Origin of the sequence: Rhodococcus sp. P1Y (assembly GCF_003641205.1) — a bacterium.
Classification (GTDB): Bacteria; Actinomycetota; Actinomycetes; order Mycobacteriales; family Mycobacteriaceae; genus Rhodococcoides.
Genome location: NZ_CP032762.1, coordinates 4,080,349 through 4,093,932, shown reverse-complemented (window position 1 = coordinate 4,093,932; position 13,584 = coordinate 4,080,349). Strand labels below are relative to the sequence as shown.

Annotated in this window: 13 protein-coding genes; 7 read left to right on the top strand and 6 right to left on the bottom strand. The window is 63.8% G+C overall.

Going from position 1 to position 13,584, the window contains the following annotated elements; genetic code table 11:
• Positions 1 to 24 precede the first annotated feature (24 nt).
• Positions 25 to 1,131 (bottom strand): polyprenyl synthetase family protein, encoded by a 1,107-nt coding sequence (locus D8W71_RS18810; RefSeq protein WP_236078081.1) that lies wholly within the window; start codon positions 1,129 to 1,131, stop codon positions 25 to 27.
• 135 nt (positions 1,132 to 1,266) lie between these two features.
• On the opposite strand from D8W71_RS18810, the gene D8W71_RS18805 reads away from it, so the two are divergent.
• Complete coding sequence (locus D8W71_RS18805; RefSeq protein ID WP_201265129.1) at positions 1,267 to 2,235, top strand: methylenetetrahydrofolate reductase; 969 nt, start codon at positions 1,267 to 1,269, stop codon at positions 2,233 to 2,235.
• Positions 2,236 to 2,281: 46 nt separating this feature from the next.
• On the opposite strand, the gene D8W71_RS18800 is transcribed toward D8W71_RS18805, so the two are convergent.
• From D8W71_RS18800 to D8W71_RS18780, 5 genes are read right to left on the bottom strand one after another with little or no spacing between them, the layout of a single operon-like run.
• On the bottom strand, positions 2,282 to 3,493 hold the full coding sequence (locus D8W71_RS18800; RefSeq protein ID WP_121115557.1) for a glycosyltransferase: 1,212 nt from the start codon (positions 3,491 to 3,493) through the stop codon (positions 2,282 to 2,284).
• Positions 3,445 to 4,143, bottom strand: coding sequence for an LppM family (lipo)protein (locus D8W71_RS18795; RefSeq protein WP_121115555.1), 699 nt, complete (start codon positions 4,141 to 4,143; stop codon positions 3,445 to 3,447). The genes D8W71_RS18800 and D8W71_RS18795 overlap by 49 nt, the downstream gene beginning before the upstream one ends.
• 47 nt (positions 4,144 to 4,190) lie before the next feature.
• On the bottom strand, positions 4,191 to 5,006 hold the full coding sequence (locus tag D8W71_RS18790; protein WP_201265128.1) for a carotenoid biosynthesis protein: 816 nt from the start codon (positions 5,004 to 5,006) through the stop codon (positions 4,191 to 4,193).
• The gene (locus D8W71_RS18785; protein ID WP_121115551.1) at positions 5,003 to 6,616 is read right to left on the bottom strand and encodes a phytoene desaturase family protein; all 1,614 of its coding nucleotides are present in this window, start codon (positions 6,614 to 6,616) and stop codon (positions 5,003 to 5,005) included. Before D8W71_RS18785 ends, D8W71_RS18790 begins: the two co-directional genes overlap by 4 nt.
• A 9-nt stretch (positions 6,617 to 6,625) precedes the next feature.
• Complete coding sequence (locus D8W71_RS18780; RefSeq protein ID WP_121115549.1) at positions 6,626 to 7,252, bottom strand: GNAT family N-acetyltransferase; 627 nt, start codon at positions 7,250 to 7,252, stop codon at positions 6,626 to 6,628.
• 189 nt (positions 7,253 to 7,441) lie between these two features.
• On the opposite strand from D8W71_RS18780, the gene D8W71_RS18775 reads away from it, so the two are divergent.
• The 6 genes from D8W71_RS18775 to D8W71_RS18750 all read left to right on the top strand — a co-directional run bounded on the left by D8W71_RS18775 (position 7,442) and on the right by D8W71_RS18750 (position 13,455).
• A complete protein-coding gene (locus D8W71_RS18775; RefSeq protein ID WP_121115547.1) occupies positions 7,442 to 7,891 on the top strand; it encodes an SAV_6107 family HEPN domain-containing protein in 450 nt (149 codons plus the stop codon).
• Between the two features lie 266 nt (positions 7,892 to 8,157).
• Entirely contained in the window at positions 8,158 to 8,586 is a 429-nt protein-coding gene (locus D8W71_RS18770) for a DUF3040 domain-containing protein (protein WP_121115545.1), read from the top strand.
• Positions 8,587 to 9,069: 483 nt separating this feature from the next.
• Positions 9,070 to 9,501 carry a division/cell wall cluster transcriptional repressor MraZ gene (gene mraZ, locus D8W71_RS18765; RefSeq protein WP_121115543.1) on the top strand — a complete coding sequence of 144 codons (432 nt, stop codon included), beginning with the start codon at positions 9,070 to 9,072 and terminating at the stop codon, positions 9,499 to 9,501.
• Between the two features lie 293 nt (positions 9,502 to 9,794).
• The gene (gene rsmH / locus D8W71_RS18760; RefSeq protein WP_121119533.1) at positions 9,795 to 10,757 is read left to right on the top strand and encodes a 16S rRNA (cytosine(1402)-N(4))-methyltransferase RsmH; all 963 of its coding nucleotides are present in this window, start codon (positions 9,795 to 9,797) and stop codon (positions 10,755 to 10,757) included.
• 167 nt (positions 10,758 to 10,924) lie between these two features.
• Positions 10,925 to 11,512 (top strand): hypothetical protein, encoded by a 588-nt coding sequence (locus D8W71_RS18755; RefSeq protein ID WP_121115541.1) that lies wholly within the window; start codon positions 10,925 to 10,927, stop codon positions 11,510 to 11,512.
• A gap of 35 nt (positions 11,513 to 11,547) precedes the next feature.
• Complete coding sequence (locus D8W71_RS18750) at positions 11,548 to 13,455, top strand: peptidoglycan D,D-transpeptidase FtsI family protein (protein ID WP_153275442.1); 1,908 nt, start codon at positions 11,548 to 11,550, stop codon at positions 13,453 to 13,455.
• Positions 13,456 to 13,584: the final 129 nt, after the last annotated feature.

The window sequence follows — 13,584 nt, the reverse complement described above, 5'->3', positions numbered from 1 at the left end:
CCTTTCGTAAATCTCTTCTCGAGCTCAGTACGATCGCTGGGTTGCGGCGATGGCCATTCCACGAAGCTGCTCGGCGGCCTTTGCTTCGACAGTACTGGCGTCGAGAGTGGCCAGTGCTCGCTCGGTGAGGTGGGAGATGCGCTGCTCGACATCGGCGACGGCGCCCAACTCGGTCAACGCGGTTCGAACTGCTTCGATGCGGTCCTCCGACTGTTGCTCGTCGCCGAGGCTCTGTCGGAGCAGGGATGCCGACGGCGGATCGACCTCGTCCGCCCGTGCCATCGCGACGGCCATCAACACTGTCCGTTTGCCCTCGCGGATGTCGTCTCCCGACGGTTTGCCCGTCACTTCTGGGTCCCCGAACACGCCGAGCAGGTCGTCCCGGAGTTGAAAAGCGAGTCCGATATCGGTACCGAAGGACCGCAAGTCGGACACCAGCTGCGGCGGAGCGTCGGCGAGAACGGCGCCGATCTGCAACGGCCGTTCCACCGTGTACGCGGCCGTCTTGTACCGGTTGACCCTCATGGCAGCGTCCACCGACTCGTCGAGGCCCGCTTCGGCCTCGATGTCGAGGAGCTGGCCACCGAGCACCTCGGTTCGCATCGCGGACCACACGGGCGATACGCGCGCCGCGGTCGTGCCGTCGATTCCGGACTCGCGCAGCATGTCGTCGGCCCAGCACAGTGCGAGATCGCCGAGCAGAATGGCGGCCGACTCGCCGAAGCGAGCGGAGGAACCCGACCATCCTGCGTCACGGTGACGGTCGGCGAGGCCGATGTGAACCGTCGGAAATCCGCGACGGGTGATCGACGCGTCGATTATGTCGTCGTGGATGAGAGCGCACGCCTGCACGAGCTCGAGAGATGCGCACGCGCGGATCACGGCAGCCGCGTCGTCGCCGTTCGGGTTGCCGCCGGCGCCGAGCCATGCGGTCCACGCGAACGCGGGCCGGATGCGCTTTCCCCCGCGCAATACGAACGTGGTGAGGTCGCGCACGGCCGAGGTGTATCCACCGCCCACAGCAGCAACTTGTTCACTTCGTGACTCGAAGAATGTGGTCAGTGCCGATTCGACGAGCGTACGAACTGTCGGCGCGCCGTCCGGCGAGTATTCGGTTCTGGGCGTGGTCAGTTTGCCGGACAGGAGATCCTCCAGTCGATCCGAGTGGGCCGAAGTGCAGTTCAACACTAGCTGGCTCGTGCCGAGTCGCTCGTCGAGCGTTGGCCTGTCGTCAGTGAGTGATGCCGAGGAATCTATGATGACGCTGTGACATTTGATTCCGTCAGGGGGCGGTCGAGCGACGGGTGGACCACTCGAACTCCGTCGATTGTCGATAATCTGCGCTCGGACTCGACGAGTTCGATCCCGTTCTCGGTCGAGTTCTCGCCGCCTCGCGACGAGGCCGCCGAGGCCAGGCTGTGGCGCGCAGTACGCGAATTCGAGCAGATGCGCCCAGCATTCGTGTCGATGACGTACGGAGCCGGCGGGTCCACTCGGGATCGAACAGTGCGCGTCACCGGGCAGATCGCCGAGGAGACGACTCTGCTTCCTGTGGCTCACCTCACAGCCGTCTCGCACAGTGTCGACGAACTCCGATCGATGGTGGGCGCCTACGCGGACCGCGGCATCTCCAACATCTTGGTTTTGCGGGGCGATCCGCCAGGGGACCCACTCGGAGATTGGGAAAAGCATCCCGAGGGCGTCGAGTACGCCGAGGAACTGGTCAGCCTCGTTCGTGAGCTCGGCGATTTCCACGTCGGAGTCGCATCGTTTCCAGAGGGCCACTATCGTGCGCTCGATCTGGAACAGGACACTCGTGTTCTTGTCGACAAGCTCCGGGCAGGCGCCGAGTACTCCATCACGCAGATGTTCTTCGACGTCGACGACTACCTGCGTCTGCGAGACCGCGTCGTAGCCTTCGACCCCGAACAGGGGGCCAAGCCGATCATTCCCGAGATCATGCCGATCACATCTCTGGGAACCGTTCGACGTGCGCTTGCACTGTCGGGTTCGGCACTACCCAAGGCGCTCGACGACCGATTCACTGCAGCCGCCGGAACAGGTCAAGAAGAAGATCGCGCGGCGGTGCGCGAGGTAGGCATCGAATTGGCGACGAACATCGGTGAGCGGTTGATCGCAGAGGGCGCTCCCGCGCTCCACTTCATCACCCTCAACTTCTCTCGCGCCACCCGGGAAGTGCTGACCAACCTCGGTCTGTGCCCGGCGAGGGTCTGACTAGGCGTCGATCCACCCATACCGAGATCCAACGGAGCGCGGCGTCTCAGGCCGCGACGAGTGACCTGCCCTTCCACCTGGTCGTTCCGTTGCGACGTCGACGGAGAGAATCGACTGTGAGCGCTGCGTAAATCAGTGCGGAGACCGGGTGGGCGCTCGATACGGCCAGCGTTCTCGACACCGAGGTCTCCGGTCCCGAATCTGCACGCGCGGACACCGCACGTGCCAGGACCGCAGCTGCATATCCGGCTGCTCCCCACATCCGGGTCCGGCCCGAACCGACGACTGCGGCGACGGGCGGCGCGAGGTAGGCCACCGAAACGGCGCTCAGAACCGCGACGGATCCAGCGGGACCACCGAACGCGCTCCACAGCCAGCGGGTGTATCCCTCTCGGACATCGGCCCACCCGTCGTACATGCGGCAGCGAACCAATCCGCCACCGGACACCACGGCTGTCCGGTGGCCGCGGCGGCGGAGAACCCGAGCGATGTCGAGATCCTCGGTCGGGCTGCCGAAGACGCTGCGATGTCCTCCGATCGAGCGATAGGCGTCGGCATCGAACATCAGGAACTGGCCGCACGCCACCACCGTCGACGGCATGTACGACGCGTTGGCTACGCGCACCGGAAGCGTCGACATCCAGGAAAATCTCAGCAAAGGTTGGACCAACGCTTCGGCGAGGGTGTTGGCCTCCTGCCGGGGCCAGGGACTGACCAGTGAGGCTCCGCTGGAACGAACCTCGGACACTGCCGCGGCGATGGCGCCCGTGTCGAGTCGCACGTCGGCGTCGACGAAAGCGATGAACCGGACTGGCTGTGCACACGCCAGTTCGGCGAGTACATGGCACGCGGCGGCCTTACCCGTCCACCCAGCCGGAGGCGCCGCCGTCGACCGCTCGATCGTGAACCTCCGGTCGGATCCGACCACGGACATCGCGGCGTCCGCGGTTCCGTCGACGGAACCGTCGTCCAGAACGAGCACTCGTAGTGAGCGGCAGTGAGTCTGGGCTCGAAGGTCGCGCAAGAGGTCGGGGAGTGTAGCGACTTCGTCTCTGGCCGGAATGCACACGACCACGGGATCGTCGATGTCGTCCTGCGGGCGGACGAGCGCGCGCATCGTTGCCGCATTCACGATGGTCGCCGCTGCGGCGAGGCCGGACAGCACACTGCCAGCCGCGACGATTCGCCGGAACGAAACGGAGTTCTCGATCACGCAGCAGTTTCGCGGCGCCGGATCGGGGGATTGCGCGTTACCCATGCCATTGCACCGACGATCGCCGCCACGCCGACTGTGACGCCCCCGACGATTCCGGCCCAGCCGGCGAAACTACGCGTGTTCGGGTCCGGGTAGCTCACCTCGGCGCGCATGGACGTCACTTCTCCCGCAGGGAGTTTCCACGTGATGATGTTGTCGCCGTCGCGGGTGCCGTTGGTCGTACCGATGCGGGCCGGAAAAGCGATGGTGAACTGGACATCGGTCCCTTGGACAGGGACCGACTGCAAATCTGCCTTGCCGTCGAGCGTCACCGTGTCGCCCGATCGCTGCAACACCAATTGGTAGCTCCCCGTTGCCTGCTCGGACATCGACCCGAGGGTCTGCACGTCGCCGAAGGACAGATCACTGAACCGAGCTTCGCTGCCCACGTACCCGTCCTGCCGATACTCGGATATGCGGATTTTGTTCGCGAGCGAGGACGGCGCGGTCAGCATCGGACCCGTGTCGGCCTCGGAGGTGGGGATTGTTGCCGCGACGATCTGTCCCGAGACTCGGTCGTCCGCGGACACACCCATCGATACCTGAGCCCTGAGGCACCCGGTCAGCAAAGGAGCCAGAAACAACGCCAGCGCGAGGGCGGACAGAAGTTTGCGGCGATTACGGGACTTGCCTTCACGGGATGTCGACTGCACAGCGACATCGTGCCAGACGGCACGCGGTGGCGGCGTGGAGGTGGTGCTCAGGAGAGTGGGGTCGCCGAACTTCGTCTGAATTGACGCGTCCAGACCCAGATCACGGGTACGCCGATCACGCCCATGGTGACAAAGCCGTAGACAGCCGAGAATCGGAGTTCGGGTCCGGTCAGAAGGACAGCATGGGCTAGAGCCGATCCGAGCCAGGTCCAGAAGAACAGCAGGCCGGGTACGGCGTCGGACACGCCCGCCCGCGGCGCTCGAATCCGGTGACTCGTGACTTCGATGACCGTGGCCATGAGCAGTGCAACCAGGAACCAACCGAGATAGTTGGTGAACGGAATCGACGGGAGGCCGGGCAATCCGGGGAACGACGAGGTCCACGTCCATTGTCCGTCGGTCACCATCTGGGTATCGAGATACAGATCCCATCCGACCATGCCGATTGCCGTTGCAACGATCCGACGACGAGACCCCGCGGCGGGTGACCCTCCGGTCCTGTTCACCAGGTAGGTGACCATGCACCACACCGGGTAGAACCCGGCAGTCCACGCCAACGGAACGATCGCAGGGACTCCGACGACGTCAGGTCCGAGACGGTCGGCGGCATAGAAGTAGCTGCCGAACGGATAACCGGTGGCGGTTCCCACCATTTCGGCGAGGAGGCCGATGCCCGCGGTGGTGAGGAACAGAATCGTTGCCCACAGCGCCCCTCGCGAGTACCCAGCGTGGACAAGGGCTGTCACCGTGAGCAGAACGACCACCGCGACAGTGACTGCATCACGAACCGATCCAGAGACGAGTGGGTACACGATCTGCGCGGCAATCGCGCATCCGGCGAGGATCCCGATGACCTTGTTCATCGCAGCTTCGCTCCCAACCATCGACGGATGGGCCCCGCCGAGAAGTCGGCTGTCGCGATCTTCGCGGCGCTTCGCCCGCTCGCCGCCGACACTCCGCCGCCCGGATGTGTGGAGGCCCCAGTCAGATACAGACCCGGTGCGCCGGGGACACGATGCTGGGCCAGCGGCGGTATCGGCCGCCACATCATCATCTGATCCAAGGACATCTCGACGTGCATGATGTTGCCGCCGATCATTCCCAGTTCACGTTCGATGTCGACCGGCGACTGGACGTGCCGGTGCAGAATCGAGGACCGGAAGCCGGGTGAGTAGGTCTCGAGCTGGTCGACCACGCGGTCTGCTTCGGATTCGGCGAGGTCGGCGGCATGGACCTCCGAATCGGCTGTGCGCCAGCGTCGTCCGTCGGCGAGAGTGTGCGGGTGCCATTGCGACCACAGTGAGATCTGGTGTTCGCCTGCCGGGGCGACGCTCGGTTCGATGGCTGTGAACGACATGCCGAGAACTGCTGGGGTGGGGGGAAGCTCACCGGCCAGGGCGTTCCCGTGTGCGCGCCGCAACTGCGCACGGTCGCGAACCAGAAGCTGCAAACCCGACGTCGCGAATTCCGGTGTCCGAATACTCGAATATCGGGGGAGTGCCGAGGTCGCCAGTCGAACAGCCATCCCCAGTCCAGGGCCGACACGGATGCCTCGACGCCAGCGATCGATCTGTTTCCCGTCGTGTCCGCCGGCCTCCAGCAGGTCGAGCGTGGTCAGGATGTGACACCCCGCGATGACCATCGCGCTGCGAACCATCCGTCCCGACTCGGTACGCGTGGACCACGACTCTCCATTCCGGGTCAGCGACTCGACGCCGTCGCCCGCCGTGACCTTGCCTCCGTCGGCGACAAGTTTCGAAACGAGGGCCTCGGTCAAAGCGCCGCTACCGCCGACGGCTCGCCCGGGTGGAAGGGTGTGCATCAGAGCGGCAAATCCGACCATCGGTGCGGTGCCCGGCTCGGACATCGGCGGGCCGGACTGTGCCCCGAACCACGCCAGTGCGGCCTTGAGTCTTTCGGATTCGAACATTTCGTCCAGAAGAGCGTCACCTGTGGTGAGGAACTCGCGTGAGAGTGCACTGGCTCCGTCGGGGGCGCCGAGTCCCCAGAAGGAGCGGAGTAGCGAGCCGCCGGTCGGTGGCGACGAGAACGCGCGCATCGTCCGAGCGCTTCGCGGTCCCCAGATGTCGACGAATCGCCGGTAGGCGCGCGCGTCGGCGGTGCCGCACGCATGCGCGATCGATTCGACGGTGGCCTCGAGATCGCGGTGGAACACAATGGCGGGCTCGTCGGTCGCCGGGGCGCCTGGCGCGAACGCCCATGGGTCACATTCGACGTATCGCAATCCGTGTTCGGCCAATCCGAGTTCTTCGATGACCCCTGTGTGTCGGACCATGATGTGGGCGGAAGACCCGCGGTCGACGCGGTGCCCGGGGAATCGGTCCGTGGAGGAGACCCCGCCGCCCACGATCGAATCCTTCTCGAGGACTTCGACCGACAATCCGGCCCCAGCGAGGTAGCAGGCTGAAGTCAGGGCGTTGTGGCCGGAGCCGACAACCACAACGTCGATCACTTCATCAGGCTATAGGTCGTTGGGAAGTGCGCTGGTCGAGGCCGGCTCGAAGGGCAATGAGCGACCGAGGACGGCGAACGGTCGTCGATCACCGGCGAAGGTGAAATTGCGAAGGACGTCCTCGAATCCGAGTCTGCGATACAGGCGCCACGCTCTGTTGTCCTCGCGGTCGACCTCGGGTGTGGACAGAAGCACGGTGCTCTCGGGGGTGCCGTCGAGCAGACGACGGGTGAGCGCGGTACCGAGCCCGTGGCCTTGGGCTTTGGGGGAGACATGCAGTTCGGTCAGTTCGAAGTAGTCGGCGAGCACCGAATCGATGTGGTCGACGTCTCTTCCCGAGCGGCGCAGGCCTTCCCTTACCTGCTGGTGCCACCACTGGTGGCGAGCGCCTCGATACCCGTAAGCGACCGCGACCAGAGGTGATCCCTCGGTGGGTAGGACTGCACCGACGCCCCGCCAGCCGGGACGGAGAACGTGTTCGGCCCACATGGGGGCCCGGTGGTACTCGGTGCCCTGCGGGTACCCCATGGCGTCGACGTAGATCGCCAGGGCCTCGGGTAACCGTCGGCGAATCTCCTGGGCGGACAGGTCGACCAGGTACGGGGTCGTTTCCGCGTCGGTAGCGACTGTTCTCAACCTTTCCTTGACTACTTGTCGGTGTGCACAGCTATATTGAATATGTCGAACGGATGTTCGATGTCGGTGATCCGGCGAAGACCCCGAGGGAAGCGGGGCTCGCCGGATTCCGACCTTAGATCGTCGTCGACGTCCGAGCGTGTCGGATCTGCGGTACCGAACGGCGAATGCAACGGGAGGTGTTCGAGTATGGCCACGAAAGTTCTCCGCGGCGATGTACGTCCGCCGGTTTCGCCGCGTGCCCGCGTTCTACTGGGCCGTGCGGATGCTCTGCTGTCCGGTTCCGTCGGCGCCGAGAGCGTGTCCGATCAGTTCCTCGACTGCTACATGGCCGCGTTGCGTGGGGCGGCTGCGATTCTGGAGGTCGCACCGATCTCCCCGTCGCGCGCGCGGTCGAGGAGTGCTTGGGTTCTTCTTGCGAAGGCGGCACCCGAGCTCGAATCGTGGGCCGAGTACTTCGCCGGATACTCCGCAACGAGGGCTGCGCTGCAGGCCGGAGTTTCCAGACCCCTCGATGTGATTGCGGCAGACGAGTTCTACCGCGAGGTCGGTCGGTTTCTCCACGTCGTCGAGGACTTCATCGGCGCCGAATCGAGGCTCGACCGAGTGACGCTGTATCCGCGGTCGATGTCGGCGTGATCAACGTGCTCGACGCCCTTGTCGAGTTCGGTGAGGACGACTTCAGTGCCGAAATGACCTTCCGGGGCGTGTCCGCCATGTCGGGTTCCGGGGCCCTCCTGGACCGCTGTGCAGGGAAACTTCGGACATTCTCAGGAACACATCGGCCGAGTAGGTGGTAAGCAGCCCAATCTGCTCGTATTATCAGTGGCAGGTAGCCGCCAAGGTCAGCTTCCCGTCGTTTCGCAACCGAAATGACTTTCAATATCAGTGCAGGGGGAGGTACCGTGCCACTCTCCGAGCACGAGCAGCGCATGCTCGATCAGATCGAGAGCGCTCTCTACGCCGAGGATCCCAAGTTCGCATCTCACGTGAGAAGCGGCCGTATGCGTACGGCATCGAGCAAGCGACGCTTCCAAGCGGCAGCATTGTTCGTATTGGGGCTTGTCTTGCTCGTAGCCGGGCTGGCGCTGCCGTTCAAGCCCGCCGGCTTTCCGGTCATCAGTCTTGTCGGCTTCGCCTTCATGTTTGGCGCAGGCGTGTTGTTTCTACTCGGTGGTCCTCGCAAGGGCGCGCCCGCGCCGGAGAGCGAAGCCGCACCCGGTAGTACGTCCGGGCCCAAAGCCTCGGGTCGACAACCCAAGCCCGGTAAGAAGGGCGGGGGCTTCACCTCTCGAATGGAGGACCGCTTCAGGCGGCGATTCGAGCAGGAGTGACCCACCGCGTTCGTCTGGCGTGACACCACACCCGACGACGAGTACGGAGAATCTTTCACCCAAGATCATGAGAGCGGCGCCTACCTTCGGGTAGGCGCCGCTTTTGTGTGCGTCGACCCGCGCCCGCAGTTCGCGTCGGCGGGTTCTACGCAGCCGCCGAGACACTGAATCGGGCCACGCCCCCACTTTCCTCCACCGCCACAAGGCTCATTCACACCGATCCCCACTTTCACCCACCATCATCGTCCCGGGTGCCGCGCCGGTGTCTTGCATGTACTCAACCTGGCCTTTTGCGCGCCGTCGGCGGAGCGGTGGCGGCAGGTCGTATCGCCACTCGGTAGTGTCTAGAAAAACATCCCCACAATGAACCACTACGCTGACCTGGCTTTTTTGGGGTACATCCCAATCTTTTACGCCTGCGGGGATTGAAAGTGGAGCAAAGTGGGGTAAAGTGGTGGCAGCGGCGAGAGTGGGAGGTGCTGAGTGTTCCTCGGTACCTACACGCCCAAGCTCGACGACAAGGGTCGGCTCACGTTGCCGGCGAAGTTCCGTGAGGCATTGGAGGACGGAGTGATGGTGAGCAAAGGTCAAGATCACAGCCTCGCCATCTACACCCGAGAGGCCTTTGCGGAAAAGGTCAGGAAGCTGACCGAGGCTTCGCGGTCCAACCCGGTGGCGCGCTCCTACATTCGCCAATTGGGTGCAGGAACAGACGAGCAGAAACTCGACGGTCAGGGACGGATCACTCTCAGTCCCGATCACCGACGGTATGCAGATCTGGAACGCAATGTCGTCGTCAACGGATCGATCGAGTTCATCGAGATCTGGAACGAAGACGCATGGGCTCGTTACTCCTCCGAGAGCGAACAGAGCTTCTCGGATGCTGTCGACGAGTCCTTGGAAGGAATTTTGTAACCGCTTTCGGTCAACAGCCGAGTGCCGCGAGGCCTCTGCCCGATCAGAACCCTGACGTTCTTCCCCAACGCCAGGTTTCGAAGATCAGGACCCTGACGTTCTTCCCCAACGCCAGGTTCCTATCGGACAGGGACCTCGAGGCATTCGCCACCACCAATTTTCTACTTGCGCACGAATTCTGTCGCGCAGAGGTACGACCGGGAGGAATCATTGTGGAAGGCGAATCGAAATCGCCAGTCCCGGCGAATAAGTCGGAGCACACCGGCGACGTCGTCGGATCTGAACCGCGGCATATTCCGGTACGCCTCGATCGCGCAGACGAGCTTCTCGGTCCGGCACTGATTGCCGCTGCTGCCCAAGGCGCAACGCCGGTGATGATCGACGCAACCCTCGGTCTCGGCGGACACGCGGAGCATTTCCTGCGGTCGTACCCCACGCTTCACCTCATCGGCCTCGATCGCGACCCCGACGCACTGTCACGTGCGAGTGCACGTTTGGCCGAGTTCTCGGACCGAACCACGTTCGTGCACACCACCTATGACGGGATCGCCGAGGCGTTGGACGAGGCCGGGCTGAATCAGACGGAATCGGTACATGCAATTCTGTTCGATCTCGGCGTCTCGTCGATGCAGCTCGACGAAGCGGATCGTGGATTTGCCTACTCGGTCGACGCGCCACTCGACATGCGCATGAATCCCACGGTCGGCCTCACCGCCGCCGACATACTCAACACCTACTCACACGGTGACATCGCTCGGGTACTCAGCACCTACGGTGAAGAACGTTTCGCCGGACGGATTGCCTCGGCCGTCGTGCGTCGCAGAGAGACCACGCCGTTCACCACGAGTGCCGCCTTGGTCGAACTTCTGTACGCATCGATTCCGGCGGCAACTCGTCGTACCGGCGGTCACCCGGCGAAGCGGACTTTCCAGGCGCTGCGGGTGGAGGTCAACGGCGAACTCGATTCTCTCGAATCAGCCGTCCCAGCAGGTCTCGATGCCCTTGCCGTCGGTGGGCGGGTGGTGTTCATGTCGTACCAGTCGCTCGAGGACCGAGTGGTGAAGAAGGAACTTGCACCGCGGGTCAAGTCGAGAAGCCCAGAAGGCCTACCGGTCGAACTTCCCGGCATGGGACCCGAGTTCCGACTGTTGACCAAAGGCGCCGAACGGGCGTCCGAAGACGAAATCGAAGAAAACCCGCGTTCGGCACCGGTGCGATTGCGCGCGGCCGAGCGAATCGCGAGGAGATCGGCATGACTATTGCCTCGAGTTCGCCACGTACGATGCGTCGCCCTCGGGCAACGGGATCTGCTCCGGGTTCGGGACGGTCGGGAGCGGCGGCCAAAGCCTACGAGCGCCGCCAGCAACGGGCGACGACTCATGGCGGAGAGTCTCCGAGCGCTCGCACGACTGCCCGTTCGGCTATGTCCACCACAGCAATCGCTGCCAAAATTCCGTTCGTATCTCTCATCATCGGTTTACTGACTCTGGGGCTTGGGCTCACTCTGTTGCTCACGACGAGATCGGCGGGTGACTCGTACGCGCTCAGTGACGCGAAAGCGCAGAACGAGCGTCTGGTCCAGGAGCGGGCATCGTTGCAGCGGGACGTGGAGTTGGCCGACTCGGCGCCCGAATTGGCGCGAAAAGCTGCGGAGCAGGGCATGATCCCGGCCGCTAACGCCGCAAGAATCGTAGTCGGTGCAGACGGCGCAATACAGATCGTCGGTACCCCTGCACCTGCGCAGGGAAATCCGGTTGCTCCGTTGGATCCCGCTGAGACACAGGGGACTTCTCAGTCGTTGAACTCGGAGTCCAGGAATTCGTTGCAACCGCGCAATCAGACTTCCGCGCCGAGCCGGGCGAGTGCAGCATCGGTGGTTCCGCCCACTTCGGCCCCACCAGTCACTTCCGCCACGCCGAACGCGTCGAATAACGCGGCAACCGCCGCGCTCGGTGAACAATTGGTTCCCATGAGCATCCCGTCGGCAAGTCCTTCGGGTAGCCAGCAGTGACACGGCCGGCCCCCGGAGCGTCTCGTCGTACATCGTTGTCGCGTAACGCATCCAACCCTCGATCTACAGCCCCGGGTCGGCGTCCGGCGTCCTCGCATGCCGCAGGTAGGCACCCCGCACGCCCGTCCTCGCGTAGTCGGTTCGACGCGTCGTCGTTCGTATTCCGTAACGGATTCGGGCGCATCGTCATGTTCGGGGTCCTCGCCGTCGTGGCCTTGCAGTTGTTGTGGATCATGGGTATCGACGGCCACCGTTTGTCCGCCGAAGCGGCGTCGCAACGAACGACGACGCTCGTCGACCCGGCTTCGCGTGGATCGATCATGGATCGCAACGGCAAACCGATTGCATTCACCATGGAAGCGAAAGCTCTCACCTTTCAACCGATTCGAGTCCGTCAAGAGCTGGACGACGCCCGCACGAAGGATCCGAGCAAGCCGGCGACGGACGACAGGCTCGCCGAGATCGCGGCCGGCATCCATGACGAACTGGGCGACATCGCGAACGAAAAAGACATCCTTGCCAAATTGAAGAGCAACGAGACGTTCGCGTACCTCGTCCGGGGTGTCGATTCGACGGTCGCCACCGAGATCAGCGAGAAATTCGAGGAAGTCGGACTGGAGCGTCAGGACATCCGTGAGTACCCGGGTGGATCGCTCGCCGCGAACATCGTCGGCGCCACCGGTTGGGACGGACACGGGCTACTCGGCTTGGAGGACTCTCTGGATTCGACGCTTGCCGGAACCGACGGATCACAGACCTACGACCGGGGATCGGACGGCGCCGTCATCCCAGGCAGCTGGCGAGACAAGCAGACCGCCGTCAACGGCTCCGGCGTGGAACTGACCATCGACGCGGACCTCCAGTACTACGTACAGCAGCAGGTACAGCTGGCGAAGGATCTCTCCGGCGCCAAGAATGCCTCTGCATTCGTACAGGATGCACACACCGGTGAAGTGTTGGCGATGTCCAACGACAACACGTTCAACCCGGGAATCGGTGTCGGCAACAACGACAGGAACAAGGAGATGGGCAACCTGGCCGTCTCCACACCGTTCGAGCCTGGCTCGGTCAACAAGATCATCACCGCCGCCGCAGCGATCGAATACGGCCTCACGACCCCCGACGAAGTTCTGCAGGTACCGGGGAACATCTTCATGTCGGGTGTGTCGGTGAAAGACGCCTGGGAGCACGGCGTCGTGCCCTACACCTCGACCGGAGTGTTCGGAAAGTCGTCCAACGTAGGAACGTTGATGCTCGCGCAGCGCGTAGGCGAGGATCGGTACGCGGACATGCTGTCCCGGTTCGGGCTCGGACAGCGCAGCGATGTCGGGCTGCCCGGTGAGAGTGCCGGCAGTGTTCCGAGCCGCGACCAGTGGTCGGGTGGCACGTTCGCCAACCTCCCGATCGGTCAGGGCCTGTCGATGACTTTGCTGCAGATGACGGCGATGTACCAGGCGATTGCCAACGACGGAACCCGTATACCTCCCCGCATAGTCAAGTCCACCGTCGATCCCGACGGCAACAAGACCGAGACGCAGCAGCCCGAAGGTGTCTACGTGGTCAGCCCGCAGACGGCGTCGACCGTGCGCGACATGTTTCGTTCCGTCACCCAGGACGACACCGGCAACCAGCGGGGAACCGGCGTCGGCGCTGGAATCCCGGGCTACCAGATCAGTGGCAAGACCGGAACCGCGCAGCAAGTGGATCCGGCCTGCAAGTGCTACTCCAACTCGAATTACTGGATCACCTTCGCCGGCATCGCGCCGGCGGACGATCCTCGCTACGTGATCGGAATCATGCTCGACGCCCCATCGCGCAGCGCGGACGGATCGGGCGGCCAGTCGGCCGCACCGCTCTTCCACAACATCGCGAGCTGGATGCTCCAGCGCGACAGCGTGCCTTTGTCGACACCAGGGCCGAGGCTCGTACTGCAAGCAGACTGACCGTTTTTGTCGCTGCGAAGCAATGGGTCGGGGGTTCGACCGTCGGCCACTCGCCGGTAACCTGATTCGTCGGCCCTCGCACGGAGACCGACGGCAGCGCCGTGTGCTCTGTCCGCCTGGGTTTGTGCA

What these genes read in the sequence shown, in the direction of transcription:
- D8W71_RS18800 (WP_121115557.1), bottom strand. Translation starts at nt 3,493, where the DNA reads ATGGGTAACGCGCAATCCCCCGATCCGGCGCCGCGAAACTGCTGCGTG.
- D8W71_RS18790 (WP_201265128.1), bottom strand. Translation starts at nt 5,006, where the DNA reads ATGAACAAGGTCATCGGGATCCTCGCCGGATGCGCGATTGCCGCGCAG.
- D8W71_RS18775 (WP_121115547.1), top strand. Translation starts at nt 7,442, where the DNA reads ATGGCCACGAAAGTTCTCCGCGGCGATGTACGTCCGCCGGTTTCGCCG.
- D8W71_RS18755 (WP_121115541.1), top strand. Translation starts at nt 10,925, where the DNA reads ATGTCCACCACAGCAATCGCTGCCAAAATTCCGTTCGTATCTCTCATC.